This is a genomic window from Streptomyces hydrogenans (assembly GCF_014656075.1).
Taxonomy (GTDB): Bacteria; Actinomycetota; Actinomycetes; order Streptomycetales; family Streptomycetaceae; genus Streptomyces; species Streptomyces hydrogenans.
In genome coordinates, this window is sequence record NZ_BNBS01000118.1 from 1 (window position 1) to 25,396 (window position 25,396).

General features: G+C 74.0%; 26 protein-coding genes and 2 pseudogenes. 15 read left to right on the forward strand and 13 right to left on the reverse strand.

Annotated elements, in window-relative coordinates; translation table 11 throughout:
• Positions 1 to 553: pseudogene (locus tag IE321_RS33125) on the forward strand (3-hydroxyacyl-CoA dehydrogenase); the annotation flags it as partial.
• Here the strand turns inward: IE321_RS33125 and IE321_RS33130 are convergent.
• Genes IE321_RS33130 through IE321_RS33140 form a run of 3 tightly spaced genes read right to left on the reverse strand, consistent with a single transcriptional unit; the run spans position 540 to position 2,070 of the window.
• Positions 540 to 1,277: a MerR family transcriptional regulator gene (locus IE321_RS33130; RefSeq protein WP_043228274.1), complete on the reverse strand. Its 738-nt coding sequence runs from the start codon at positions 1,275 to 1,277 to the stop codon at positions 540 to 542. The pseudogene IE321_RS33125 and the gene IE321_RS33130 sit on opposite strands and share 14 nt — an antisense overlap.
• Before the next feature lie 41 nt (positions 1,278 to 1,318).
• Positions 1,319 to 1,861, reverse strand: a complete 543-nt coding sequence (locus IE321_RS33135) for a Clp protease N-terminal domain-containing protein (RefSeq protein WP_043228275.1) — start codon at positions 1,859 to 1,861, stop codon at positions 1,319 to 1,321.
• The gene (locus IE321_RS33140) at positions 1,861 to 2,070 is read right to left on the reverse strand and encodes a helix-turn-helix domain-containing protein (protein WP_043228359.1); all 210 of its coding nucleotides are present in this window, start codon (positions 2,068 to 2,070) and stop codon (positions 1,861 to 1,863) included. Before IE321_RS33140 ends, IE321_RS33135 begins: the two co-directional genes overlap by 1 nt.
• A gap of 83 nt (positions 2,071 to 2,153) precedes the next feature.
• Here IE321_RS33140 and IE321_RS33145 point away from each other — a divergent pair, with 83 nt between their 5' ends.
• Together IE321_RS33145 and IE321_RS33150 are read left to right on the forward strand one after the other, a co-directional pair.
• Positions 2,154 to 2,636, forward strand: a complete 483-nt coding sequence (locus IE321_RS33145) for a macro domain-containing protein (protein ID WP_190225613.1) — start codon at positions 2,154 to 2,156, stop codon at positions 2,634 to 2,636.
• Positions 2,637 to 2,729: 93 nt separating this feature from the next.
• A complete protein-coding gene (locus IE321_RS33150) occupies positions 2,730 to 3,248 on the forward strand; it encodes a hypothetical protein (RefSeq protein ID WP_190225614.1) in 519 nt (172 codons plus the stop codon).
• 24 nt (positions 3,249 to 3,272) lie between these two features.
• On the opposite strand, the gene sph is transcribed toward IE321_RS33150, so the two are convergent.
• The gene (gene sph, locus IE321_RS33155; RefSeq protein ID WP_190225615.1) at positions 3,273 to 4,256 is read right to left on the reverse strand and encodes a sphingomyelin phosphodiesterase; all 984 of its coding nucleotides are present in this window, start codon (positions 4,254 to 4,256) and stop codon (positions 3,273 to 3,275) included.
• A gap of 172 nt (positions 4,257 to 4,428) precedes the next feature.
• On the opposite strand from sph, the gene IE321_RS33160 reads away from it, so the two are divergent.
• Positions 4,429 to 4,920, forward strand: a complete 492-nt coding sequence (locus IE321_RS33160; RefSeq protein ID WP_190225616.1) for a F0F1 ATP synthase subunit B family protein — start codon at positions 4,429 to 4,431, stop codon at positions 4,918 to 4,920.
• Positions 4,921 to 5,048: 128 nt separating this feature from the next.
• Positions 5,049 to 6,056: an oxygenase MpaB family protein gene (locus IE321_RS33165; protein ID WP_190225617.1), complete on the forward strand. Its 1,008-nt coding sequence runs from the start codon at positions 5,049 to 5,051 to the stop codon at positions 6,054 to 6,056.
• Between the two features lie 22 nt (positions 6,057 to 6,078).
• On the opposite strand, the gene IE321_RS33170 is transcribed toward IE321_RS33165, so the two are convergent.
• On the reverse strand, positions 6,079 to 7,590 hold the full coding sequence (locus IE321_RS33170) for a M1 family metallopeptidase (protein WP_190225618.1): 1,512 nt from the start codon (positions 7,588 to 7,590) through the stop codon (positions 6,079 to 6,081).
• Positions 7,591 to 7,808: 218 nt separating this feature from the next.
• Here IE321_RS33170 and IE321_RS33175 point away from each other — a divergent pair, with 218 nt between their 5' ends.
• Positions 7,809 to 9,110 carry a M14 family zinc carboxypeptidase gene (locus IE321_RS33175; RefSeq protein ID WP_190225628.1) on the forward strand — a complete coding sequence of 434 codons (1,302 nt, stop codon included), beginning with the start codon at positions 7,809 to 7,811 and terminating at the stop codon, positions 9,108 to 9,110.
• Positions 9,111 to 9,226: 116 nt separating this feature from the next.
• Entirely contained in the window at positions 9,227 to 9,532 is a 306-nt protein-coding gene (locus IE321_RS33180; RefSeq protein ID WP_043228284.1) for a hypothetical protein, read from the forward strand.
• Between the two features lie 113 nt (positions 9,533 to 9,645).
• Here the strand turns inward: IE321_RS33180 and IE321_RS33185 are convergent, their stop codons facing one another.
• Entirely contained in the window at positions 9,646 to 10,602 is a 957-nt protein-coding gene (locus IE321_RS33185; RefSeq protein WP_190225619.1) for an NAD(P)/FAD-dependent oxidoreductase, read from the reverse strand.
• 53 nt (positions 10,603 to 10,655) lie between these two features.
• On the opposite strand from IE321_RS33185, the gene IE321_RS33190 reads away from it, so the two are divergent.
• Genes IE321_RS33190 through IE321_RS33200 form a run of 3 tightly spaced genes read left to right on the forward strand, consistent with a single transcriptional unit; the run spans position 10,656 to position 13,437 of the window.
• Positions 10,656 to 12,293 carry an ABC-F family ATP-binding cassette domain-containing protein gene (locus tag IE321_RS33190; RefSeq protein ID WP_190225620.1) on the forward strand — a complete coding sequence of 546 codons (1,638 nt, stop codon included), beginning with the start codon at positions 10,656 to 10,658 and terminating at the stop codon, positions 12,291 to 12,293.
• Complete coding sequence (locus IE321_RS33195) at positions 12,293 to 13,036, forward strand: 2-phosphosulfolactate phosphatase (protein WP_190225621.1); 744 nt, start codon at positions 12,293 to 12,295, stop codon at positions 13,034 to 13,036. Before IE321_RS33190 ends, IE321_RS33195 begins: the two co-directional genes overlap by 1 nt.
• A complete protein-coding gene (locus tag IE321_RS33200) occupies positions 13,033 to 13,437 on the forward strand; it encodes a hypothetical protein (RefSeq protein ID WP_043228289.1) in 405 nt (134 codons plus the stop codon). Before IE321_RS33195 ends, IE321_RS33200 begins: the two co-directional genes overlap by 4 nt.
• A 156-nt stretch (positions 13,438 to 13,593) precedes the next feature.
• Here the strand turns inward: IE321_RS33200 and IE321_RS33205 are convergent, their stop codons facing one another.
• The 3 genes from IE321_RS33205 to IE321_RS33215 form a co-directional block, all read right to left on the reverse strand.
• Positions 13,594 to 15,999: a Tex family protein gene (locus IE321_RS33205; RefSeq protein ID WP_190225622.1), complete on the reverse strand. Its 2,406-nt coding sequence runs from the start codon at positions 15,997 to 15,999 to the stop codon at positions 13,594 to 13,596.
• Between the two features lie 187 nt (positions 16,000 to 16,186).
• Positions 16,187 to 16,489 carry a hypothetical protein gene (locus tag IE321_RS33210; protein ID WP_043228292.1) on the reverse strand — a complete coding sequence of 101 codons (303 nt, stop codon included), beginning with the start codon at positions 16,487 to 16,489 and terminating at the stop codon, positions 16,187 to 16,189.
• 15 nt (positions 16,490 to 16,504) lie between these two features.
• Positions 16,505 to 16,867 carry a hypothetical protein gene (locus IE321_RS33215; RefSeq protein WP_190225623.1) on the reverse strand — a complete coding sequence of 121 codons (363 nt, stop codon included), beginning with the start codon at positions 16,865 to 16,867 and terminating at the stop codon, positions 16,505 to 16,507.
• An 816-nt stretch (positions 16,868 to 17,683) separates the two neighbouring features.
• Here IE321_RS33215 and IE321_RS33220 point away from each other — a divergent pair.
• Both IE321_RS33220 and IE321_RS33225 read left to right on the forward strand, forming a co-directional pair.
• Positions 17,684 to 18,670 (forward strand): GlxA family transcriptional regulator, encoded by a 987-nt coding sequence (locus IE321_RS33220; protein WP_190225624.1) that lies wholly within the window; start codon positions 17,684 to 17,686, stop codon positions 18,668 to 18,670.
• A gap of 14 nt (positions 18,671 to 18,684) precedes the next feature.
• Positions 18,685 to 19,326 (forward strand): DJ-1/PfpI family protein, encoded by a 642-nt coding sequence (locus IE321_RS33225; protein ID WP_190225625.1) that lies wholly within the window; start codon positions 18,685 to 18,687, stop codon positions 19,324 to 19,326.
• A 3-nt stretch (positions 19,327 to 19,329) separates the two neighbouring features.
• Here the strand turns inward: IE321_RS33225 and IE321_RS33230 are convergent, their stop codons facing one another.
• Positions 19,330 to 20,082, reverse strand: a complete 753-nt coding sequence (locus IE321_RS33230; RefSeq protein WP_190225626.1) for an enoyl-CoA hydratase/isomerase family protein — start codon at positions 20,080 to 20,082, stop codon at positions 19,330 to 19,332.
• A 73-nt stretch (positions 20,083 to 20,155) separates the two neighbouring features.
• On the opposite strand from IE321_RS33230, the gene IE321_RS33235 reads away from it, so the two are divergent.
• Both IE321_RS33235 and IE321_RS33240 read left to right on the forward strand, forming a co-directional pair.
• A complete protein-coding gene (locus tag IE321_RS33235; protein WP_107063326.1) occupies positions 20,156 to 20,836 on the forward strand; it encodes an HdeD family acid-resistance protein in 681 nt (226 codons plus the stop codon).
• A 130-nt stretch (positions 20,837 to 20,966) separates the two neighbouring features.
• Positions 20,967 to 21,482, forward strand: coding sequence for an ATP-binding protein (locus tag IE321_RS33240; RefSeq protein ID WP_043228302.1), 516 nt, complete (start codon positions 20,967 to 20,969; stop codon positions 21,480 to 21,482).
• Here IE321_RS33240 and idi read toward each other — a convergent pair.
• The 3 genes from idi to IE321_RS33255 all read right to left on the reverse strand — a co-directional run bounded on the left by idi (position 21,448) and on the right by IE321_RS33255 (position 24,664).
• A complete protein-coding gene (gene idi, locus IE321_RS33245; RefSeq protein ID WP_372470297.1) occupies positions 21,448 to 22,080 on the reverse strand; it encodes an isopentenyl-diphosphate Delta-isomerase in 633 nt (210 codons plus the stop codon). The genes IE321_RS33240 and idi overlap by 35 nt on opposite strands.
• Positions 22,081 to 22,242: 162 nt before the next feature.
• The gene (locus IE321_RS33250) at positions 22,243 to 23,502 is read right to left on the reverse strand and encodes a bifunctional class I SAM-dependent methyltransferase/N-acetyltransferase (RefSeq protein WP_190225627.1); all 1,260 of its coding nucleotides are present in this window, start codon (positions 23,500 to 23,502) and stop codon (positions 22,243 to 22,245) included.
• A gap of 220 nt (positions 23,503 to 23,722) precedes the next feature.
• On the reverse strand, positions 23,723 to 24,664 hold the full coding sequence (locus IE321_RS33255) for a cation diffusion facilitator family transporter (protein WP_043228309.1): 942 nt from the start codon (positions 24,662 to 24,664) through the stop codon (positions 23,723 to 23,725).
• A 409-nt stretch (positions 24,665 to 25,073) separates the two neighbouring features.
• Here IE321_RS33255 and IE321_RS42390 point away from each other — a divergent pair.
• Positions 25,074 to 25,396: pseudogene (locus IE321_RS42390) on the forward strand (CDP-alcohol phosphatidyltransferase family protein); the annotation flags it as partial.

Here is a 25,396-nt window from a genome sequence, read left to right on the forward strand (position 1 = left end):
GAAGGTCCTCTCCCTCATGGACGAGCTGACCCTCACCCTCCCGCGCAAGATCCGCAACGAGACGAAGAAGGCGATCGAGGACGAGGGCGGCACCTGGGTCACCCACCCCGGCGAGGTCGTCATCGACCGCATGGTCGACGAGTTCGGCCGCCCCGGCCGCAGCGGCGGCGCCGGCTTCTACGAGTACGACGAGTCCGGCAAGCGCGGCAAGCTGTGGCCGGGCCTGCGCGAGCACTTCACCAAGCCCGGGTACGAGATCCCCTTCCGCGACATGCAGGAGCGGATGCTCTTCTCCGAGGCCCTGGACACCGTCCGCCTCCTGGAGGAGGGCGTCCTGACCTCCGTCGCCGACGCCAACATCGGCTCCATCATGGGCATCGGCTTCCCGGCCTGGACCGGCGGCATCCTCCAGTACGTCAACGGCTACGAGGGCGGCGTGGCCGGCTTCGTGGCCCGCGCCCGCGAGCTGGCGGAGACGTACGGCGAGCGCTTCACCCCGCCCGCCCTCCTGGTGGAGAAGGCCGAGCGGGGCGAGACCTTCACGGACTCCTGAACGCGGAGCGCAACTCCTCGCTGAGCGACCGCTGAAAGGCGGTGACGAGGGCCTGGACCACCATCGGCTGCATGTGCGCCGAGAGCGACTTCATCGCCGTCAGGTGGTCCGGGTCCCGTCCGCTCTCCCGGTACGGGTTCCACACCTCCTCCTGGAACAGCCGCGCCAGCTCCTGCGCGGCCGACCGCGCGTGGTCGAGGAGCACCGTCCGGGAGGCGAGGATGGTGTCGTGCTCGATCGGCACGTCGAGGAGTTCGACCCCGAGCCGCAGCAGGGTCCCGTCGAGCCGGAACACGTCGGCCTCGCCGGTCGCCTCCAGGACGCCCATGGCGGCGAGCCGTTCGACGTCCCGGTCGGCCAGCTCACGGCCGGCCCGCCGCTCCAGCTCCCGCCGCGTGATGGTCTCGGCGGACTCCGGAGACCAGGACGCCACCAGCGCCCGGTGCACGGCGAGGTCCTGCGCGCTCAGGTCGGGCGGCAGCTGCTCCAGGTACCGCTCGATCGCGGCGAGCGTCATCCCCTGTCGCTGGAGCTCCTCGATGAGCGCCAGCCGCGCCAGGTGTTCGGCCCCGTACCGCCCGACCCGCCGCGGCCCGATCACCGGCGGCGGCAGCAGCCCCCGCGTGCCGTAGAACCGCACGGTCCGCACCGTGACACCGGCCCGCGCGGCCAGTTCGTCGACGGTGTAGCCCGGCGCCAGTCCCGCGTCGCTCTCGTCCTCCATGGTTCAACAGTATTGCTGTCTCACCAGCACTGTAAAAGGGTTCAGCGCAGGGAGGCCGTGCCGAGCGCGGCGTCGACGGCGCCGTACGTCACCCCGTGGTCGGCCAGCGCCTCCGCGACGACCCCGCCGGTGGTGGTGAGCGCGAGCAGCAGGTGCTCGTCACCGATCTCCCGCTCCTTGCGGGCCAGCGCCACGCGCAGCGACTTCTCCAGGACGGTCTTCGCCTCCCGCGAGAAGGGCCGCCGCCCCGAGCTCCGGCGCCCGCCGGAGAGCGCGCCGTCCCCATGGGTCTCCTCGACCCGCGCGACGATCGCCCCGACGTCGATCCCCAGTTCCGCCAGCGCCTCGGAGTCGGCCCGCGACAACCCGGCCCGCCGCCTGGCTTCGGCGAGCGCCGCGACCAGCGACTCCCGCCGCTCCACCGGGCACAGCCGCCCGAGCACCTCCGCCGCCCGCGTCCCCTCCCGGTCGAGCAGCGCAAGGAGCAGGTGCTCGGCGGTCACGGCCTCGGCCCCGCCGCGCTCCGCGTGCTCGACCGCCCCCTTCACCACGCTCCGCGCCGCCTTCGTGAACCGCTCGAACATCACTGCCTCCCGTACTTCTTGTGAACGGCCTGCCGGCTGACCCCCAGCTCGGTGGCGATCTCCTGCCAGGACCACCCCTGATGGCGCGCACTGCGCACCTGGACGGCCTCCAGCTGTTCCAACAGCCGCCGCAGAGCGGAGACGGCCCGCAACCCCACCCGGGGATCGCGATCACCGGCCCGTGCGGCGAGATCGGTCGCATCGGTCATGTTGTCAATGTAGGTTGACAGCGCCCTCGCGTCAACCATGGTTGACAAGGGTCGTTGTCAGAGGGGCCGCCTACGGTCCCCCCATGACTGAGATCGCATACGTCCGGGGCGACGCCACCGCGCCCCGGGGCGAGGGCGTCCGGATCGTCGCCCACGTCTGCAACGACCTGGGCGGCTGGGGCAAGGGGTTCGTGCTCGCCGTCTCGCGCCGCTGGCCGGAGCCGGAGGCCGCCTTCCGTCGGTGGCACCGGGAGCGCGCGGCCAACGACTTCGGTCTCGGCGCGGCGCAGTTCGTCCAGGTCGCGCCGCACCTCTGGGTGGCGAACCTGGTGGGGCAGCGGGGGATCCGCACGGGGCGCGGCACCGGCGTCCCCGTCCGGTACGAGGCGATCGACCGGGCCCTGGGGCGCCTCGCGGACAAGGCCGTGGAGCTGGGGGCCTCGGTGCACATGCCGCGGATCGGGTGCGGGCTGGCCGGCGGTCGGTGGGGGCGGGTGGAGCCGCTGGTGCGGGAGCGGCTGGTGGAGCGGGGGATACCGGTCACCGTGTACGACTTCGGCGCGTAAGGGGCGGGGTCCGGGGGCGGGCCGGGGGGTTCGGGCCCCGGGGGTTAGAGTCGGCGGCCGGTCCGCGTCGGCGGGCGGGAACAGGGGAGTGGGATGTACGCGCAACTCAGGGAGACGGCGGCGGAATTGGCCGGAATCCTGTGGCGGGAGCACACGGTGTACCGGGAGCGGGGCGGGGGCGTCGTGATCCGCGGCGAGCACGTGCGGCGGTGGATCAGCCTCGCCCCGACCGGCGGCAAGGACCAGGCCCTGCTGCGGGCCGGGCGGATCCTCGACGGGGGCACCACGGCCCCGGCCCGTACCGAGGTCGTCGTCGACCTGACGGCGCCGGTCGCCGAGCTGGCCACGGTCTGCCGGCGGATGCTCGCCGAGGTCGCCGCCGCGGCCGATCCGGGCCCGGGGTCCGGCCCGTCCCGGAGCGGGCGGCCCGGGAAGGCGCCCAAGCCCGGGAAGGCGCCCAAGGCCGGCAAGGCACCCAAGGCGCCCAAGGCGCGCAAGCCGCCCAGGGCCGGGGGCCGGCACACCGGTGCCGGCTCCTGGGTGGTGCTCGTCCTGGTCGGGATCGCCGTGGCCGCCTGGGTCTACAGCGTCTTCGGCAGCCCCGGGTACTGACGCCCGGAGGGCGCCTGGGAGGCCTTAGAAGGCCGTCACCGGGTAGTGGTCGGACAGGTTGGTGTACGTGTACTTCGTGCCCCAGCTGGAGACCGTCCACGGTGCGGTCGACTCCAGGACCACGTGGTTCGTCCAGTTCGCCGGGCGGGCGTTGCCGGCCCGGTAGAGGACGTGGTCCAGGTCCTCGCGAGGGTCGTCCGGGTAGCGGTCCGCCGCGATCGAGTTCAGCTCGGTGTCGAAGGAGTACGGGTGCCCGGTGCGGGCGTCCGCCCCGGCGAGGCCCGCGTCGGCGAGCATCGTGGCGTACTCGGGCGTCCGCGAGTCGACGTTCATGTCGCCCGCGACGATCACCTGCTCGCCCGCCGGGATGTTCTTCGCGTCGAGGAACGCGTCCATCGCCTTGAACTGGCGACTGCGCATCTGCGCCGCCTCGCCCGCCGAGCAGCCCGGGTCGGTGGACTGCGCGTGGGTGCCCACGACGTGCACGCGGCTGCCGTTCACGTCGAGCACCGCGTAGGCGAAGCCCTTGTTCGAGTACCAGTCGGAGCCGCACGCGTCCTTGTAGACGTACTGCTCCTTGCGGACGATCGGCCACTTGCTGAGGATCGTCACCCCGCCGTCCTCGGGCGTGGTCGCGGAGTACGCCCCGCCGGTGGCGTCCCAGCCGCTCTTCGAGCGGCCCACCACGGGCGTCTGGTGCGGGTAGGCCGCCGCGGCGTTCGCCTTGAGCGCGTCGGAGGAGGAGTTGTCGAAGGCCTCCTGGATCACCACGACGTCCTGGCCCTGGAAGTACGGGGCGGCCGGGATCGCCCGGGCCCGGTGGTCCTGCCCCCAGTTCGGGTACAGGGTCTTCGAGAAGAGGAAGGTGTTGTAGGTGAGCACCTTCAGGCGCGGCGCCTCGGCCTGAGGGGCGGCGGAGGCGGCGGGCGCGGTCGCCGCCAGGGTCGCGGCGGCGAGCGCCAGGGACACGGCGGCACCGGGGATGCGGCGGAACGTGCTGAGGGACACGTGAACTCCCGACGATGGGTGGGGGGTTGGACTCGGCGCGGGCCATACAACCAGCCGTAGTTACCTTCCGGTAGCCTTCAGGTGCCGGGAATCTTGCCCGCGTCGTACGAGCGCGCCAACGATCACGGGGGTGTACGATCCGCCGCTCCGGGGACCAGGTAGGATGCCCGCCATGACGACCCTCGCCTCCAACGCCAAGATCTTCAACATGGACCTCGGCCCGCTCAACCCGGTCTGGGCCGAGCTCATCCTCGGTTTCGCCGTGTTCTTCCTGACCTTCTTCTTCCTGGCGAAGGTGATCCTCCCGAAGATCAAGCGCACGCTCGAGGAGCGTGAGGACGCCACCGAGGGCGCCACCGGCCGCGCCGACGACCTGCGCGCCGAGGCCGCCGACATCCGCGCCCAGTACGAGGCCGAGCTGGCCGAGGCCCGCCACGAGGCGGCCCGGATCCGCTCCAAGGCCGTCGAGGAGGGCTCCGCCGCCATCGCCGCCGCCCGCGCCGAGGGCCAGGCCGAGCGCGACTCCATCCTCGCCGCCGGCAGCGCGAAGATCGCCGCCGAGCGCGACGGCGCCGAGCGCGACGTCAACGCCGACGTCGACGCCGGGGCCCGCGCCCTGGCCGGCGGCCTCGTCGGCGAGCCGGTCGGCGCCGACCGCGGCTGACCCGCACGACCATCACGGCGGGGCCGTTCCCCGGGCGAGAGCCCGGGGAACGGCCCCGCCGTCGTCGTACGACCCCGAGGGGTGCACCCTGGAGGGGCGGCGACCGACGCGAGAGGGAGGGGCCCCGTATGAGCACCGGCCGTGAAGTCACCACCACCGGCACCCCGGCGGACACCCCCGGTCCGGCCGGCATCCCCGGTCCGGCGGACGCTCCTGATCCGGCCGGCACCACCGGCCCGAGCGGCACCACCGGCCCGAGCGGCGTGCCCGTGCCCGCCCCCGCCCCCCGCGCCGCCCCGGCCGAGCCCGCCCCGCCGCCCGGCGGCGGCGACCAGTGGAGCGTCGCCGGGGACGTCCGCGCGCTGCTCATGCTGCCCGCGGCCCTCACCATGCAGGTCGCCCACCCCGCGATCGGCGCCGGCGTCGACGAGCACTCGGTCTTCCGCACCGACCCCTGGGGCCGGGGCGAGCGCTCGCTGCGCTCCGTACAGCTCTGGGTGTACGGCGGGGCGGACGCCGCCGCCGAGGGGCGCCGGCTGCGCGCGCTGCACCGGGACATCCAGGGCACCGACGCCCACGGGCGCCGCTACCACGCGCTCACGCCCGCCTACTACTCCTGGGTCCACGCCACCGGCTACCCCGTGTACCGGCACGGCCTCGCCCTCCTCCACCGGCCCCTCACGGAGGCCCAGGACCGCCGGCTGTACGCGGAGTGGCTCCAGGTCGGCCGGATCCTCGGCATCCACGACCGGGACATGCCGCAGACCGTGGAGGAGTTCTGGCCCTACTACCGCAGGGTCCTCGCCGAGGAGCTGGAGGCGACCGCCGTCGTCCGCGAGCTCCTCGACCCGGACGCGCCCGTGCCCGCCCCCGACCGGGGCCCGCTGCTCCTGCGGATCGCGCTCCGCCCCCTGTGGCCGCTGCTCCGCCGCCCCTTCCAGCGGATCCGCGCCTTCCTCACCGTCGGCCTGATGCCGCCGGACGCCCGCGCGGCGATCGGCCTGGAGTGGACCCCCGAGCAGGAACGCCGGCTGCGCCGCCTGGCCCGGGTCGTCCGCGCCGTCGTCCCCGTCCTGCCCGAGCGGCTGCGCTACCTGTCGCTCGCCCGGCGCGCCCGGCAGGCCGCCCGCCGCTGACGGACGGCCGCCGGGCAGGGGCTCAACGGTGCTCGTGCACCCCGTTCGTCGCCGCGATCCTCTTCCAGGACTTCGGCTGGACGGGCTTCGCCGCGGTCGCCCGCGCCGACGGGGCCGGGGCCTGGGCGGTCGCGGGGGACGGCCCGGCGGCCGGCTTGGCGGGCTGGTACAGCCAGGTGTCGAAGAGCGCCGCCAGCGGCCGGCCGGAGACCTCCTCCGCGTACCGCACGAAGTCCGCGACCCGCGCGTTGCCGTGCGCGAACCGCTGCGGCCAGCCCTTCAGGATCGCGAAGAAGTCCTCGTCGCCGATCTCGTTCCGCAGCGCCTGGAGCGCCAGCGCGCCCCGGTCGTACACGGCGATGTGGAACTGGTCGTCCGGGCCCGGGTCGCCGGGCCGCACCGTCCAGAACGGGTCCTCGGCCGTGCGCGTGGCGTACACGTAGTCGGCCAGCTCCTGGGCCGTGCCCTCGCCCTCCTTCTCCGACCACAGCCACTGGCTGTAGCGGGCGAAGCCCTCGTTGACCCAGATGTCCTTCCAGTCGCGGACCGAGACGCTGTCGCCGTACCACTGGTGGGCCAGCTCGTGCACGACGACGGAGACGTTGGCGCCGTTGGCGAACTGGCGCGGGCTGTAGAACGGCCGGGTCTGCGTCTCCAGCGCGTAGCCGCTGGTCACATTGGGCACGTAGCCGCCGAGCGCGTTGAACGGGTACGGGCCGAAGACCCCCTCCAGCCACTCCGCGACCTCGGCGGTCCGCTCGATCGAGGCACGGGCCGCGCCCGCGTTGTCGCCGAGGTCCTTGCTGTAGGCGTTGAGGACCGGCAGGCCGTTCGCGGTCGTGTCCGTCGTGATGTCGAACTTCCCGACCGCCAGCGTGGCCAGATACGTCGCCTGCGGCTTGTTGGAGCGCCAGTTGAAGCGCGTCCAGCCGAGCCGGGACGACTGCGACTGGAGCACGCCGTTGCTGATCGCCTGGGTGCCGTCCGGCACCGACACGGACACGTCGAAGGTGGCCTTGTCGCGCGGGTGGTCGTTGGAGGGGAACCACCAGGCGGCCGAGTCCGGCTCCTGCGCGGCGACGCCGCCGTCCGGGGTGCGGTGCCAGGCCGACCAGCCGTCGACCTTGAACTCGGACGGCTTGCCCGCGTACCGGACCACCACCGTGACCTGCTTGTTCTTCGGCAGCGGCACGGCCGGGACGATCTCCAGCTCGTGGTCGCCGGTGGCGGTGAACTTCGCGAGCCGGCCGTCGACCCGCACCTCGCTCGCCTTCAGGCCCAGGTCCAGGTTGAAGCGCGAGAGGTTCTGCGTGGTCCTCGCCAGGATCGTCGCCGTGCCCTCCAGGAGGTCCGTCGCCGGCTGGTACTTCAGGCGCAGGTCGTAGTGGGAGACGTCGTACCCGCCGTTGCCGCTGGCGGGGTAGTAGGAGTCGCCGATGCCCGGAGCGCCCGGGACGTAGTCGGCCGCCGATGCCGGGATCGCCAGCAGCAGGGAAGCCGCGAGGGCGCTCGGAACGATGATTCTGCGGTGCACGGTGCTCTCCAAGTCGTCAAACGAGTAAGACGCGTGGGTGGGCGTCGGTCCTTAGTTCGGACTCTTCGGACTCTATGAACCACGCGACGGAGCGTCACGTAAAGGGCGCCTTCCGTCACACGATCGCCATTCGGCCGACACGAAGCACCGGTTCACCCGTTTCCCGCACACGGTCTTCCGTCCCGCCGGACCCGGCGAGTACCTTCCGGGCCATGCCGATGCGTCTGCGTGCCGCGCGCCGCGCCCTGGCCCTCGCCGCCGGGACCGCCGTGCTCGGGCTGCCCCTGGTCGCCGTCCCGGCGAAGGCCGCCCCCGCCGGGCGGCCTTCGCCGCCCCGGACCGGGTTCGAGGCGAGCGGCGGGACCCGCTGGACCACCGAGGCCGAGGAGCGGGACTTCCTGGCCGCCGTCGACCGGGACGACGACCGGGTCACCGTCACCACCATCGGCACCACCGAGCAGGGCCGGCCGCTGCGGCTCGCCGCCCTCGGCCCCCGGCGCGGCGCCCTGACGGTGCTGCTCGTCTGCGGCCAGCACGGTGACGAACCCGCCGGCCGCGAGGCGTGCCTGAGCACCGTCCGGGACCTCGCGCGCACCCGCGACCCAGGGACCCTGCGCCTGCTCGCCCGCACCACGGTCCTCGTCGTGCCCGACGCCAACCCCGACGGGCGCGAGGCCGGCACCCGCGGCAACGCCGCCGGCATCGACATCAACCGCGACCACCTCGCGCTGCGCACCGCCGAGGCCCGCGCCCTGGCCGCGGTGCTGCGCGACCGCCGGCCCGACCTCGTCCACGACCTCCACGAGTACGAGGCCACCCCCGGCACCTACGACAGGGACCTCCTCGCGCTCTGGCCGCGCAGCCTCGACGCCGACGCCCGCGTCCACGCCGAGTCCCGCACCCTCGTGGAGGAGTACGTCCGCCCCGGCGCCGCCCTCGCCGGCCGCACCCACGGCGTCTACGGCATCTGGACCGATCCGTTCACCGGGCGGCCGGTCCGCCAGGTCGCCGGCGACGGCCAGGAGCGGATCCTGCGCAACACGGCCGGGATCAAGCACATGGCGGCCCTCCTCGCCGAGACCCGGGAGGACCCGCTCGGCGAGGCCGAGGAGCGCGACCCCGCGCTGGTGCGGTGGCGCAGGGTCGCCACCCATCTCACCGCGCTCAAGGACGCCTTCGCGTACGTCTCCGAGCGCGGCGGCCCGCTCGCCGCCGCCACCGCCGGCGCCCGCCTCACCGGTCTGGCCGACCGCGGTCCGGTCTACCTCGGCGGCGCCGACAACGACCCGCCCGGGCCCGCCGAGGTCCTCGCCGACCCGCCCTGCGGCTACCGCCTCGACGCCGCCCAGTACGCCGAGGCGGGCGACGAACTCGCCCTGCACGGCGTGACGGTGCGCCGCGAGCCCGGCGGCGGTGCGTACGTCCCGATGCGCCAGTCGCAGCGGCTTCTGGTTCCGCTGCTCCTCGACGGCCGGGCGACCTACCACCTCGTCAGTGGGCGTTCTGTGGAGGAGTGTTGACGATCGGGTGGATCGGGCGGGTCGTGTCCGATCGGTCCCTCTGGGGCGCGTAAAGTTACCGGTCGGTACTGACCATGCCTCAAACGGGCCCTCCCGGCCCGGACTTGGAGAACCACATGAACCACGCGACGCCCGCGCGCCGCGCCCTGCCCGCCCTGTTCGCCACGATGCTGCTGGCCGGGGGCCTGCTGCTCGGGCAGACGGCCGCCGCCCCGCCCGCCGAGGCGGCCCGCGTCGGCACCTGCAACGTCAACCAGCTCCAGAAGCAGGCCCGCGACGAGCGCGACCGCGCGGCCCAGCTCAAGCGCCTCGGCGCCCGCGAGGAGTCCCGCCGCGCCTACGCCCGCGCCGAGGCCCTGGAGCGCCGCGCCAAGCAGTGCGCCCACGCCGACGACGTGGTGGCCCCGCCGTTCCCGAGGTGACCACCCCCGGGACCCGGCCGGGCACCTGACGCCCGTCCGGCACCCGAAGGCCCCCGCCCCCACCCCGGGGCGGGGGCCTTCCCCTTCCCCTTCGCCCGCTCCCGCGCGGACCCTCAGCTCGGCCGCTGGTCCGCCGCCCGTCGCGCGCACGCGCAGGCCACCGTGACCCCGGCGCCCCCGTGGCCGTAGTGGTGCACCAGGCGGCCGCCGCCCGGCAGCCGCTCCGCCTCGACGCGCACCCCGCCGTCCCGGGCCGGGCGGAGCCCCACCCGGTGGCCCAGCACCCGCGCCCCGGCGATCTCCGGCCGGACCCGGGCACACCGCGCCACGATCGCCGCCGCCGTCACCGGATCCGGCACCAGCTCCTCCGCCCCCTCCTCGGCGGTCCCGCCCAGCACCAGCCGCCCCGGCTGCGGGAAGAAGTACGTGGTCTCCGTCGCGCCCGCGTCCGCCGCCGTGAACCACTCCTCGATCCCCGGGTTCTCCACCAGCACCAACTGCCCCCGCACCGGCCGCACTCCCGCGTCCCCGGCCAGCTCCCGCGCCGCCGTCCCCGCGCAGTTCACCACCACGGGCGCCGCCGCGGCCGGCTCCTCCCAGCCCGTCACCGCCCGCCGCTCGACCACCCCGCCGGCCGCCTCCAGCCGGGCCCGCAGCCACGCCAGGTGGACCGGCATGTCGATCAGCGGCAGCCGGGCCGCGAGCCCCGTCGCGTACGGCCCCGGCACCTCCCCGGCCGGCAGCTGCCGCAGCCCCTCGATCCCGGCCGCCCACGCCCCGAGGCCGTCCAGCACGGTGTCCGCGTGGACGCCCGGCACCCACCGCACCCCGGTGGCCTCCGGCGCGCCCGCCAGCTCCGCGTACACCCGCAGCGACTCCAGCGCCCAGGCCCCGGCCTCCTCGGCCGGCTCGATCCGGTACGGCCACCACAGGGCGCCCGCCACCGCCGAGGTCGTCGCCTCCGCCGGGTCCCGGGACCACACCCGCACCCGTGCTCCCTGCTCCGCCAGCGTCACCGCCGTCGTCAGCCCGACGACCCCGCCACCCACCACGATCACGTCGCTGTCCATGCCCGGGACCGTACCCGTGCGCCCGCCGCCGCCCACGTAGGATGCGTGGTCTGATGACTGCCACTCTCGTCGCCAAGGACCTCGCCGCCGGCCACGGCGAACGCACCCTCTTCGCCGGGCTCGACCTCGTCGTCGCCCCCGGCGACGTCATCGGCCTCGTCGGCGTCAACGGCGCCGGCAAGTCGAGCCTGCTGCGGCTGCTCGCCGGGCTCGACACCCCCGAGGAGGGCGAGGTCCGGCTCTCGCCGCCCACCGCCACCGTCGGACACCTCCCGCAGGAGCCCGAGCGGCGCGAGGGCGAGACCGTGCGCGCGTTCCTGGCCCGCCGCACCGGCGTCGCCGCCGCCCAGGCCGCGATGGACGAGGCCACCCAGGGCCTCGTCGACGGCACCCCCGGCGCGGACGACGCGTACGCCACCACCCTGGAGCGCTGGCTGGACCTCGGCGGCGCCGACCTCGACGAGCGCGCCGAGGAGGTCGCCGCCTCCCTCGGCCTCACCATCGGCCTCGACCAGCCGATGACCGGCCTCTCGGGCGGCCAGGCCGCCCGCGCCGGCCTCGCCTCCCTCCTCCTCTCCCGCTACGACGTCTTCCTCCTCGACGAGCCGACCAACGACCTCGACCTCGACGGCCTGGAGCGCCTGGAGTCCTTCGTGCAGGGGCTGCGGGCCGGCACCGTCGTCGTCAGCCACGACCGCGAGTTCCTCACCCGCACGGTCACCAAGGTCCTCGAACTCGACCTCGCCCAGCAGCAGATCACCCTCTACGGCGGCGGCTACGACGCCTACCTGGAGGAGCGGGCCACCGCCCGCCGGCACGCCCGCGAGGAGTACGAGGAGTACGCCGACAAGAAGTCCGCGCTGGAGAGCCGCGCGCTCATGCAGCGCAACTGGATGGACAAGGGCGTCCGCAACGCCCGCCGCAAGGCCACCGACAACGACAAGATCGGCCGCAAGCTGCGCGGCGAGTCCAGCGAGAAGCAGGCCGCCAAGGCCCGCCAGACCCAGCGCATGATCGAGCGCCTGGACGTCGTCGACGAGCCCCGCAAGGAGTGGGAGCTGCGGATGGAGATCGCCGCGGCGCCCCGCTCCGGCGCCGTCGTCGCCACCCTCCGCGACGGCGAGGTCCGCCGCGGCGACTTCTCCTTCGGCCCCGTCACCCTCCAGATCGACTGGGCCGACCGGGTCGCCGTCACCGGGGCGAACGGCGCCGGCAAGTCCACCCTGCTCGCCGCCCTCCTCGGCCGCCTCCCGCTCGACTCCGGCCACGCCGCGCTCGGCTCCGGCGTCGTCGTCGGCGAGGTCGACCAGGCCCGCAAGCTCTTCCACGGCACCGAGACGCTCCTCGACGCCTTCTGCGCCGCCGTCCCGGACACCGAACCGGCCGAGGTCCGCACCCTGCTCGCCAAGTTCGGCCTCAAGGCCGACCACGTGCTGCGCCCCGCCACCACCCTCTCCCCGGGCGAGCGGACCCGCGCCGCACTCGCCCTCCTCCAGGGCCGGGGCGTCAACCTGCTCGTCCTCGACGAGCCGACCAACCACCTCGACCTGCCCGCCATCGAGCAGCTGGAGTCCGCCCTCGACGCCTACGAGGGCACCCTGCTCCTGGTCACCCACGACCGCCGGATGCTCGACGCGATCCACGTCAACCGCCGCGTCGAGGTCGCCGACGGCAAGGTCACCGAGGTCTGATGGGCGTCGCCTTCGGCTGGGGTCCCGTGGAGGCACGGGCCCTCGCCCCCGCCGCCGCGTGCGTGGTCGTCGTCGACGTGCTGTCGTTCACGACGACCGTCGGCGTCGCCGTCGAGGGCGGCACGGCCGTCCACCCGTACCCGTGGCGGGACGCCACCGCCGCCGCGTACGCCCGCGAGCGCGCCGCCGTCCTCGCCGTCGGCCGCGGCGAGGCCACCGCCGCGCACCCCTGCGAGCTCTACCTCGCCGCCCTGCGCGCCGCCCACGCGCCCTGCCCCGACCGGCTCGTCCTGCCGTCCCCGAACGGCTCCGCGATCTGCGCCGGGGCCGCCTCGGGCGGCGCGACCGTGATCGCCGCCTCGCTCCGCAACCGCACCGCCGTCGCCCACCGGCTCGCCCGCCACGGCTACGGCTCCGAGGCGCGTCCCCTCGCCGTGATCGCGTCCGGCGAGCGGTGGCCGGACGGCTCGCTGCGCCCCGCCCTGGAGGACCACCTCGGGGCCGGCGCGGTCCTCGACGCCCTGCGCGCGCTCGCGCCGGGGCTCCCCCTGACCCCGGAGGCGACCGCGGCGGCCACGCTGTGGGCGGCCACGGAGGACCCGGTCGCCGCCTTGCACGGCTGCGACTCGGGCCGTGAACTGTACGAGTACGGCTATCCGCGGGACGTGGAGGTGGCCGCCGAGCTCGACGCGTCGACCGCCGTCCCCGTCCTCGTGGACGGCGCTTTCCAGGAGGCACCATGACCGACGACAGCGTGACCCGGCTCCTCGCGATGCTGGACGACCTCGACGCGGACGTCGACGCCACGATCGACCTCGCCGACGAGATCGCGGCCGGCGGCGACCGGACCGTGCTGCCGCGCCTGGAGTCCGAACTCGACCGGGCCGTCGACGAGCGCAACGGCTACGCCCGGGAACTCCTCGGCGGCCTCGTGGCCGCCCTGGGCGGCCCGGACACCCTCCCGGTCCTCGTCCGCGCCTCGGCGGTCGACCTCGGCGACGACCAGGACGGACTGGCCGCCGAGATCGTCGACCTCGTCCAGGCCGATCCGAAGACCGCCGAGTCCGTCCTGCGCCCGCTGACCCAGGACGACGACCTGACCGTCGCCCACCGCGCCGACTGGGCCCTGCGCTTCCTGCCGTAGCGACCGGCCCCACGGCGTTCCGCGCCGCCACGGGCTCCGGTCCCTCGTCCGCGCCCGTGGCGCCGCCCAGGTCCGTGCCGGACGCCGCGCCGGTCCGTACGCGCACCGCCCCCGGTCCCGTCGCGCGGACGGGGCCGGGGGCGGTGTCGTGGGTGGTCAGCGGCGCTTGCCGCCGCCCTCGCCGAAGAGGCCCGCCTTCCGGAGGGCGTCCGCCATCGCGCTGTTCGCCGGCGCGGGGGCCTGGCCGCGGCCCTGGCCCTGGTTCTGGCCCCGGCCCTGACCGCCGCCCTGGCGTCCCTGGCCGCGTCCCTGGCCCTGGCCCTGCCGCTGCTGCGGCGGACGGCCGCCCCGCTCGCGCCGCGGGCCGCGCTCGCCGGAGCCGTCCTCGGGCACCGCCTCGTCGTCGAGCCGCAGCGTCAGCGAGACCCGCTTGCGCGGGATGTCGACGTCCAGCACCTTCACCTTCACCACGTCACCCGGCTTCACCACGTCCCGCGGGTCCTTGACGAAGGTCTTCGACATGGCCGAGACGTGCACCAGGCCGTCCTGGTGCACACCGATGTCCACGAACGCGCCGAACGCGGCCACGTTCGTCACCACGCCCTCCAGGACCATGCCGGACGCCAGGTCGCCGAGCTTCTCGACGCCCTCCTTGAACGTGGCCGTCTTGAACGCGGGCCGCGGGTCACGGCCCGGCTTCTCCAGCTCGCGCAGGATGTCGGTGACGGTCGGCAGACCGAAGGAGTCGTCCACGAAGTCGCCCGCGCGCAGCGACCGCAGCGTGCCGGTGTCGCCGATCAGCGCGGCGACCTCGCCACCGGTGGTCTTCGCCATCCGCCGCACCACCGGGTACGCCTCCGGGTGCACCGCGGAGGCGTCCAGCGGGTCGTCGCCGCCCCGGATGCGCAGGAAGCCCGCGCACTGCTCGTACGCCTTCGGGCCGAGCCGGGCCACGTCCTTGAGCGCCCTGCGGGAGCGGAAGGGGCCGTTGGCGTCGCGGTGCGCCACGATGTTCTCGGCGAGGCCGGAGCTGATCCCGGAGACCCGGGAGAGCAGCGGCGCCGAGGCGGTGTTGACGTCCACGCCGACGCCGTTCACACAGTCCTCGACGACCGCGTCGAGCGAGCGGGAGAGCTTCGTCTCGGCGAGGTCGTGCTGGTACTGGCCGACGCCGATCGACTTCGGGTCGATCTTCACCAGCTCGGCCAGCGGGTCCTGGAGGCGGCGGGCGATGGACACCGCGCCGCGCAACGACACGTCCAGTTCGGGGAGTTCCTGCGAGGCGAAGGCGGAGGCCGAGTACACGGAGGCGCCGGCCTCCGAGACCATCACCTTGGTCAGCTGCAGCTCCGGGTGCTTGGCGAGGAGTTCGGCGGCCAGCTTGTCGGTCTCGCGGGAGGCCGTGCCGTTGCCGATGGCGACCAGCTCGACCGCGTGCTCCTTCGCCAGCCGCGCCAGCTTCGCCAGCGACTCGTCCCACCTGTTGGCCGGCACGTGCGGGTGGATCGTGTCCGTGGCCACCACCTTGCCGGTCGCGTCGACCACCGCCACCTTCACGCCGGTGCGGAAGCCGGGGTCGAGCCCCAGCGTCGCCCGGGTGCCTGCCGGGGCGGCCAGCAGCAGGTCCCGCAGGTTCGCCGCGAAGACCCGGACCGCCTCGTCCTCGGCGGCCGTCCGCAGCCGCAGCCGCAGGTCGATCCCGAGGTGCACCAGGATCCGGGTGCGCCAGGCCCAACGGACCGTGTCCTGGAGCCACTTGTCGCCCGGGCGCCCCCGGTCGGCGATGCCGAAGCGGCTCGCGACCATCGGCTCGTACGACGAGGGGCCGTCCGTGGCCTCCTCCGGCTCCAGGTCCAGGCTGAGCACGTCCTCCTTCTCGCCGCGCAGCATCGCGAGGATCCGGTGCGAGGGCAGCGCGGTGAACGGCTCGGCGAAGTCGAAGTAGTCGGAGAACTTCGCGCCCTCCTGCTCCTTGCCCTCGCGGACCTTGGCGGCGAGCCGGCCCCGGCCCCACATCCGCTCGCGCAGCTCGCCGATGAGGTCGGCGTCCTCGGAGAACTTCTCGGTGAGGATCGCCCGGGCGCCCTCCAGGGCGGCCGGGGCGTCCGCGACGCCCTTGTCCGCGTCGACGTAGGCGGCCGCGGCGGCGGCCGGCTCCACCGACGGATCGGCCAGCAGCCGCTCCGCCAGTGGCGCGAGCCCGGCCTCGCGGGCGATCTGCGCCTTGGTCCGCCGCTTCGGCTTGAACGGCAGGTAGATGTCCTCCAGGCGCGCCTTGGTGTCGGCGGCCAGGATGCGGGCCTCCAGCTCCTCGGTGAGCTTGCCCTGCTCGCGCACCGAGTCGAGGACGGCGGTCCGCCGGTCCTCCAGCTCCCGCAGGTAGCGCAGCCGCTCCTCCAGGGTGCGCAGCTGCGCGTCGTCGAGCATCTCGGTCGCTTCCTTGCGGTAGCGCGCGATGAACGGCACGGTGGAGCCGCCGTCGAGCAGCTCGACCGCCGCCCTGACCTGTCGCTCGCGTACGCCGAGTTCCTCGGCGATCCTTGCTTCGATGGACGTCGTCACCGTGTCCCGACCCGTCTGCTCGTACCACTGGCTTGCCCGTGCATTCTGCCGCGTCCGTCACCCGGGCGCGGCAACCGGCCCGGTTCCGCGCGCCGAAGCAGGACGGGAGCCGGGCCGGAGCCGCGTCGGAGCCGCGTCGGGACCGGGGCCGGGACGCGGGGCGAAGCCGGTACGGAATGCCGAAGAGTCACCATTCGATGCGGACGTGGACAGTGTTGTTGGAGCCCGGGTCGCCACTGACCGTAATCTTGTAGTGCAGGTCGACGGCGGCGGGCACGGCGAACGACAAGCCCGCGTCATCGGTGCCGTTCGTGTCCGTTTCCTGCCTCTGGTTGTAGGTTGCGCCCTGATCCTCCTCGGACCATACGTCGACGCTGATATGGGTGACGTATGCGCTGGAGAACGAGAACGACACAGAGGTCGAACTTTGGTTGACGAGCTTGTCGTCAACGGGGGCGAAGCTCGACATCTGGAAGGACGAAGTAGACATGATCTCCTCGCTTGGTCATGACCAGTCGGAGTCGAATATGGAGAATCGCACTCCTGCGATTCCTTCCGGGTTCTGACCGGTTCCGCCTGAGCAGGACCCGCCTCCTTCCGCCGAAAGGAAATAGTGGGCGGACGTCGGATATGGGGTATGCCCCATGTCGTCCTGCTCCAGATCCCAATTGATGATCTGCGTCTCCTGCCCCCCTGGCGCGATCGAGCCGAAAGTCCCGTCAGCGAGATTTCCGGTCCCGAAGGGAGCTGCCGTGAGCCGCACCGTGCCACCCGTGGCGATCGTGCGGCTTGATTTGTTGAATATCGTTGCCTGGATCGTGGTGCTGGACGCGTTCGAGTCCACTACGGCCACGTCGACCTCTGTCATCGCGCATCTCCAGTCTCGGGCTTCCCGGCCGGTGGAAAACCCATGCCGTCGTCGGCGCGCAGCGTCCGGCCCATCGATCGTCGTCGAGGAATCCAGGCAGTCGCCCACCGGTCATCTCGCCGATCGCGCCGCGGTCGGTCGACCGTGGAGGAACTGGTATCCGATCCACACTCGGATCCGGATGGGTCCGTTCAGGTTCAGTCCTGTGTCGGACTGCTGTCGCGGGATTGTCACCTGCCGGCTTCGGCCGACGCCTCGTCCCCGGAACGTCGGCGATGCGGTGGCGACAAGGGGTGGGCCGTGGCCGAATCCTTCCTCGGGCGGCAGCGGCGGCGTCGTCCTGACGTCGCGGGTGCCTGAGTGTGGTGACGCGGGCAACTCAGTTCCCCCAGACCTCGCTTGCCACACTTCCATGGGACCTCCACCGACCGTTGATCGCATCCCGGACGGCGTCCAGCGATCTTTGGCGGTGGGACCCCGACGGCGGCCGCGCGGTACGGCCTCGGGCACCAACCGCGCAGGAGGCGAGGTGCGGTTCCTCGGGCACCGGCAGGTCCGCGTCGGCGGTCCGCGGCCGGGCGTCGCGGACGGCGGCGGGGGAGGCGGTCTCCCGGACGGCCGGCGGGTGCCGGGCGAGCAGCTCGTGGCGGTGGTCGGAGAAGGCCGCGGCGCGACCGGGCCCGGGCCGACGGCGCCGAGCGCGCCGAACTCCCGGTCCAGGCCCGGGGAGAAGTGCGGCGCCGTGCGCCGAGGGTGGCAGGAAAGGTGGGGTGCGTGTCCTTGCGGCCCTCGCCGCCGGGGCCGAAGGATGGGTCCATGACCCCGCGCCCCGTCCTCGTCGTCCTCTTCGACGGCGTGCAGAGCCTCGACGTCACCGGCCCCGTCGAGGTCTTCCACGCCGCCGCCTGGGCCTCGGGCGCGCCCCGGGAGCCGTACCCGATCCGTACCGCCTCCCCGGACGGCGGGCCGGTCCGCACCAGCAGCGGCCTGCGGATCCTGCCCGACACGAGCCTCGACGAGGCCGTCGCCGACGGGCCGCCGCACACCCTCGTCGTCCCGGGCGGCGAGGGCACCCGGGGAGCCGACCCGGCCCTGGTGGAGTGGCTGCGCGCCCACGGCCCGGACGTCGAGCGGCTGGTCTCGGTCTGCACCGGGGCGCTGCGGCTGGCCGAGGCGGGCCTGCTCGACGGGCACCGGGCCACCACCCACTGGATGGCCTGCGAGCACCTGGCCCGCCGTCACCCGGCGGTCGAGGTCGAGCCCGACCCGATCTTCGTCAGGGACGGCCGGGTCGCGACCTCCGCCGGCGTCACCGCCGGCATCGACCTGGCCCTCGCGCTGGTCGAGGAGGACCTGGGCCGGGAGGCGGCCCTCGCCATCGCCCGGCTGCTCGTGGTCTTCCTCCGCAGACCCGGCAACCAGGCCCAGTTCAGCGCCCAGCTCGCCGCCCAGACCGCGCGCCGCGAACCGCTGCGCGACGTCCAGGCGTGGATCGCCGAGCATCCGGACGGGGACCTGTCGGTGGACGGGCTCGCCGCCCGCGCCCGGCTCTCGCCCCGCCACTTCGCCCGCGCCTTCCAGGCCGAGACCGGGGTCACCCCGGGCCGGTACGTCGACCGGATCCGTCTCGAACACGCCCGCAGGCTCCTGGAGGAGACCACCCGAGGCGTCGAGGAGGTCTCCCGCGCCGCCGGCTACGGCACTCCCGAGGCGATGCGCCGCGCCTTCACCAAGGCGCTGGGCACCGCCCCCGCCGACTACCGCCGCCGTTTCCACGCACCCGTCACCGGACCCGTCAGCTGAAAGGGACCCCACCCATGCAGATCGCCGTCCTGCTCTTCGAGGGCTTCACCTCGCTCGACGCCGTCGGCCCGTACGAGATCCTCTCCCGGCTCCCCGGGGCGGAGACCGTCTTCGTCGCCAAGGAGCCCGGCCCGGTCCGCAACGACCAGGGCAGCCTCGCGCTCTGTGCCGACAAGTCCCTGGCCGACGTCCCGCACCCGGACATCGTCCTCGTCCCCGGCGGCCCCGAGACCCGGCGGGCCGCGCACGACCCGGAGATCCAGGCGTGGCTGCGCGCCGCCGACGCCACCAGCACCTGGACCACCTCGGTCTGCACCGGCTCGCTGCTGCTCGCCGCCGCCGGGCTGCTCGACGGCCGCCGCGCGACCACCCACTGGCTGGCCTTCGAGGAGCTGCGCGAGCTGGGCGTCGAGCCCACCGGCGAGCGGGTCGTCTTCGACGGCAAGTACGTGACGGCCGCCGGGGTCTCCTCCGGCATCGACATGGGCCTGCACCTGCTCGGCCGGATCGCCGGCGCCGACGCGGCCATGACCGTCCAGCTGCTCACCGAGTACGACCCCCAGCCGCCGTACGACGCCGGCTCGCCGGACAAGGCCCCCGCCCACCTGGTGGAGCGCTGGCGCGGCACGGCCGCCGAGGACCTCCCGCGGGGCTGAGCGTCAGAGGCCGTACGTGAAGCGGGGCGCCCGGCGCTCCAGGAAGGCGGCGACACCCTCCGCGGTGTCGCCGCTGCCGCGCGCCTGGGCGGTCCAGTGCGCGTCCCGGTCGAGGTGCCCGTCGGCGAACTCCTTGGCCGCCGCCTGGGTGAGCAGCGAGCGGGAGGCGAGGATCCGGCAGAACTCCTCCACCCGCTTCGCCAGCGCCCCGGCCGGGTGCACCTCGTCCACGAAGCCGGTCCGCAGCGCCCGCTCGGTGTCGATCAGTTCGCCGGAGAAGAGCAGGTACTTGGCGGTGGCCGGGCCCACCAGGGCGGTCAGCCGGCGGGTCGAGGACGAGGGGTAGACGATGCCGAGCTTGGCCGGGGTGATGCCGAAGCGGCTGCCCTCCTCGGCGAAGCGCAGGTCGCAGGCGCCGGCGAGCTGGCTGCCGCCGCCGACGCAGTAGCCGCGGACGGAGGCGAGGGTCGGCTTGGGGAAGGCGGCGAGCGCCTCCTCGGCGCGGACCGCGAGCGCCTGCTGTTCGTCGCCGGGTTCGCTGAGCGTCGAGATATCGGCGCCGGCGCAGAAGGTGTCGCCCGCGCCGGTGAGCACGAGCACCCGGACGGCGGGGTCGGCGGCGAGGCGGCCGAGGACGTCGGGCAGCGCGCGCCACATTCCGGACGTCATGGCGTTGCGCTTGGCGGGGTTGCTGATGACGAGGGTCGCGACGCCGTCCGTGACGCTGTCGACGAGCCGGGGCTCCACGGTCTCCATGGGCCGGATGCTATCCACCGGGGCCGAACGTACGATCGGCAAGGGGGTCGTCAGGCAGCCGTGAGGAGGCACGATGGCCAGGAAGTCCCGGGACGACGCGAGCGATCCCGTGCGCGAGATGGCCCGCGAGGGCAAGCGGCTCGGACGGAGCTTCGGCTGGCTGGCCGCGCTCGGCGTGATCCTCGTGATCTGCGGCGTGGTCGGTCTGTTCTACACGGGGTTCGCCACCCTGACGTCCATGTGGCTCTTCGGCTGGCTGCTGCTGATCGGCGGACTGGTGGGCCTCCTCCAGGCGTTCCAGTCGCGGGGCACCAGCTACTTCTGGCTGGCGGCGGTGGTCGCGGCGGTGAACCTCGCGGCCGGCTGCGTGGTCCTGCGTCACCCGGAGGGCTCCGCCGAGGCGCTGACGATGTTCGCCGCCCTGCTCTTCCTCACCGGCGGGGTCTTCCGGCTGGTCGGCAGCGTGGTGGTGCGCGGTCCGCAGTTCGGCTGGACCCTCTTCCAGGGTGCCTTCGGGGTGCTCCTGGGCCTGTTGGTGCTCTTCGACTGGCCGGACAGCAGCCGGTACGTCATCGGCTGCTTCTTCTCGCTGGCGCTGCTCTTCGACGGCCTGGGGCTGATCGCGATCGGCGTCGGCGGCCGGCGGATCGTCGGTATGGTCACCCCCTCGCCGCCGCCCGCGGAGCCGGAACCGGCCACGGAGCCGACTCCGACGACCCCGACGGAAAACGCACAGGATCAGTCGAACAACTGACGTCGGCATACTCCCTCGATCAGAAGGTGGCCGATACGTGTCGACTTCTGGTCAGTAGGTCGGGAGACCCCTCCGGATTGCCAAGACTCCCCGTGTGGCGAGAATCGAGCACGAGGGTGGGAACCGGACCATGGAGACCCGCGGAGGTGTCCCCGCCCGGCCCCCGTCCTACGAAGGAGTCTGGCGCTTCACCGCTCCCGCGGTCGACGTCTCCGTCCCCCAGGCCCGGCACGCGGTACGCGACCTGTTGGCCCGCCAGGGAGTTCCGGTCCACGAGGACGTCCGGCACGGGCTGCTGCTGATCGTCTCCGAGCTGGTCACCAACGCCGTGCGGCACGCGGCGCTGCTCTCCCCGGAGATAGCGGTCGAGGTGGCCATCGGGCCGGAGTGGGTCCGGGTGTCCGTCGAGGACAACCACCCCTACCGGCCCAAGGCGCTGGAGGCGGACTACGGCCAGACCGGCGGCCGGGGACTGCTCCTGGTGAAGGAGATCGCCCTGGAGGCGGGCGGCGCCTGCGACGTCGAGCACACCGCGGGCGGCGGCAAGATCATCTGGGCGGCGCTGCCCCTGGCCCCGATGGCACCGGGGCCGGGGACGGCGGACGGCCGGGTCACCAGCCCCCGACAGGACCCGTCAGCTCCCTGATGGCCGGGCGCGCCGCGTCGAGCACCGTCATGAACCAGGCGGAGAACGGCGCGGCCGCGTGGCGCTCGGCCAGCTCCGCGGGGGTGACGAAGGCGTACTCCCCGATCTCCTCCGGGTCCGGTCGCGGGGTGGCCTGCACCAGACCGACGAAGAGGTGGTTGAACTCCTGCTCCACCAGGCCCGAGGCCGGGTCCGGGTGGTTGTAGCGGACCGTGCCGGCCTCGCCCATCAGCGTGGGGGAGACGCCGAGCTCCTCGAAGGTGCGCCGGGCGGCCGCCGCGAAGGGCGCCTCGCCCGGGTAGGGGTGCCCGCAGCAGGTGTTCGACCAGACGCCGGGGGAGTGGTACTTGCCGAGCGCCCGGCGCTGGAGCAGCAGCCGGCCCTCCTCGTCGAAGAGGAAGACCGAGAAGGCGCGGTGCAGCTGCCCGGGGGCCTGGTGGGCGGCGAGCTTCTCCGCCGTGCCGATGGTGTTCCCGGCCTCGTCGACCAGTTCCAGCATGATCGGTTCGGGGGTGGCGGACGGCTCCGTGCCGTTCGACGCGAGCTGAGACGCAAGCCCCGGCGCGATCTCGGCCGCGGTGCCCTGTGTGGTCGGCATACCCATCCTTCGCTTCGGTCCTCGGCCCCTGGGGGCCACCCCAGTCTGCCGTACAAAAGCGGCTTGTCCGCACTTCGTCGGCCGGAGCCCGCCGCTCCCACCGCACCGGAGTACACCGGCGCGGGGGAGGGGCGGGAACGACGGGGGACCGTCAGGGGCAGGTCAGACCCCGAAAGCCGCCGGATAGGCGAGGGTGCCCGACGGCACCGGCCCGGAACCGTCCAGGACGAGTGCCATCATCGCGTCGTCCGGGACCTCGAAACCTGGCTTGATTCCATACTCGGACGCCCGTACGAAGCCGAACCGGGGGTAGTACTCCGGATGGCCCAGCACGAGGACCAGCCGCTCGCCGGCCAGCCGCGCCGCGTCGAGCGCCGCCCGGGTGACGGCCTGCCCGGCACCCGTCCGCTGGTGCTCCGGCGCCACCGACACCGGCGCGAGCGCCGCCGCCGGCACCCCGCCCACCCGGCAGCGGGTGATCAGGGCGAGCGCGGCGACCGCGTCGTCCGGGGCCTCGGCGACCACCGAGAGTCCGGGCAGCCAGGCGACCGGGTCGGCGAGCAGGACGTCGACCAGGTCCGCCTCGGCGGGCGACCCGAAGGCCGCCTCGGTGAGCCGGTGGACCGCCGCGCGGTCGGCCTCCCGCTCCGGGCGGGTGGGCCAGCGGGGGTCGGCCGGGCGGAGCACCAGGCCCGCGTAGCCGTAGTCGCCGCCGTGCTCGCGGCGCACCGCGATCTCGGCCCGGGCCGCCGCCACCGCCCCGGCCATCCCGGGCACGGAGGTGTCGGCGGCGTCGGCGTGCGCGGCCAGCGGGACGTAGTACTCGTCCCAGTCGCCGTCGGGCTGGGTGAAGGCGCCGAGCACGTGGTACCCGGCGCCGACCGCGGCGGCGGCCAGCTCCGGGACCGTACGGAGCGGATAGTGCTCGTCCCAGAAGGCGCGGGCCCCCGGGGCGGGCTCCGGGGTGGTCCACACGCACTCGGTGAGCACCAGGGTGCCTCCCGGCGCGAGCAGCCGGCGCCACTCGGCGAGCGCCCGGTCGAAGCCGATCACGAAGACCGAGCTCTCGGCCCAGACGAGGTCGAAGGAGCCGTCGGGGAAGGGCGGTGCGCCCATGTCGCCGAGGACCGGACGGACCGCGTCGCCGAGACCGCGGGCGTCGGCGGCCGCCCGCAGCTCGTCGAGGAACGGCTCGTGGGTGTCGACGGCGGTCACCTCGGCGCCCGCCTCGGCGGCCAGGAGCAGCGCGGAACGGCCGGGGCCGCAGCCCAGGTCGAGCACGCGCGGACGCTCCGGGAGCCGGCCCGCGAGCGCGAGCAGCCGGCGGGTGGTGGCGTCGGAGCCGGGACCCTGCCGCGGCAGACCGTGGTGCAGGGCGAAGAAGGCGTCGTGGGACGCCGAAGGGGAAGTGTGGTCGGACAACGTGGAAACCCTCAAGGTGAAAGGGCCCCGGCCGACGACGTGACGGACCGGTGGAGTACCGGGATCAGGTCAGCCGGAGACCCGGGAGCTGAAGCTGGACCGGGTGCGGCCGCGGACGGCGGCCTTCCTCGCGACGGTCATCAACCTCAGCTCCTCTCACGCACGTGTTCGTACGACGAGCATCTCACAGCCGCGGCCACAGCCACAGCCGCGGCCACGGTCACAGGCAGAGCTTGGCCTCGTGCTGGGCGTGACCGGCCGGCTCCAGCTGGAAGGTGCAGTGCTCCACGTCGAAGTGATCGCCCAGGCAGCCCTGGAGTTCGTGGAGCAGCTTCTCGTGCCCGACCGAGTCCAGCGCCCCCGCGTCCACCACCACGTGGGCGGAGAGCACCGGCATCCCGGAGGTGATCGTCCAGGCGTGCAGGTCGTGCACGTCCTCGACGCCCGGCAGGGCCAGGATGTGCGCCCGGACCTCCTGCATGTCGACGCCCTTCGGCGCCGCCTCCAGGAGCACGTCCAGCGTCTCGCGCAGCAGCTTCACCGTGCGCGGCACGATCATCAGGCCGATGACCAGGGAGGCGATCGGGTCCGCGTACTGCCAGCCGGTCGCCAGGATGATCGCCGACGAGATGATCACCGTCACCGAGCCGAGCGCGTCGGCGAGCACCTCCAGATAGGCGCCCCGGACGTTCAGGCTCTCCTTCTGGCCCCGCATGAGCAGCGACAGCGAGATCACGTTGGCGACCAGGCCGACCACGGCGAAGGCGATGGCGAGCCCGCCCCTGGTCCCGGCCGGTTCCATGAAGCGCTGGACCGCCTCGTACAGCACGTACCCGCCGACGCCGAGCAGCAGCAGACAGTTGGCGAGCGCCGCCAGGATCTCCGCCCGGGCGAAGCCGAAGGTGCGGTTCCCGGACGGCGGCCGGTTGGCGAAGTGGATCGCGAGCAGCGCCATCGCCAGACCGATCGCGTCGGTCGCCATGTGCGCCGCGTCGGCGATCAGCGCGAGCGAGTCGGCGACGAGACCGCCGACGATCTCGACCACCATCACGGAGAGCGTGATGCCGAGCGCGATCCGCAACCGGCTCCGGTACGCGGCGCCCGCGGTGCCGGTCGGCGGCGTCCCCCCGTGGCTGTGCCCGTGGTCGTGTCCAGCCCCCATGACATGGCCTCCCAAGTCCTGTTCCGTCGGTGCCCCGGGTCGCCAGTCAACTACGGGTGGGGGGTATGTGCAACACGGTACTGAACACCGTTGTCATTGCTCTGACCTGCGGCGATGCCCTTCGTTGAGCCATTCGTGCGATCACCTGCCGGAATGCCGTCCGGGGCGCCCCCGGAACCGGTTTGGAGGGCGGGCCGCCGATCACCGATGATGATCACGCGGAGCCCCGCGCACCCCGGCGGCGAGGGGCGGACCGGGGGGAGTCCGGTGCGCGAAGCCTCGGTGAACTCACGCTCGGTCCATCCGATAGCCTCAGCCGACGTGCCGCCGCCCGGTGCCGGGGCGCACCGTCGCGCCCGGGACCGTCAGGCCCCGCCGGCCCTCTGCCCGTTCCAAGGAGTGAGTTCGTCTGTCGACCGCCATCCTCACCGGCCCGCCGGCACCCGGATCCTCGCTCGACGGTGATCTGCGGTCGCTCGGCTTCCACGTCCGCTGGGCCACCGGCGCCGAGGAGGCCCGTACCCTCCTCGACGCGGTCCCCGCGGGCGAGCGCGTCGCCCTCGTCGACTCCCGCTTCGTCGGCCACCGCCACGCCCTGCGGCTCGCGCTGACCGACCCCCGCTTCCCGGCCGCGGCCGTGCCGGGCGCGCTCACCGCGCAGCCCGAGGCCCGCCCGGCCCTGGTCCGCGCGCTGACCGCGGCCCCGGACGCCCCCGAGTCCGCCGACGGCCT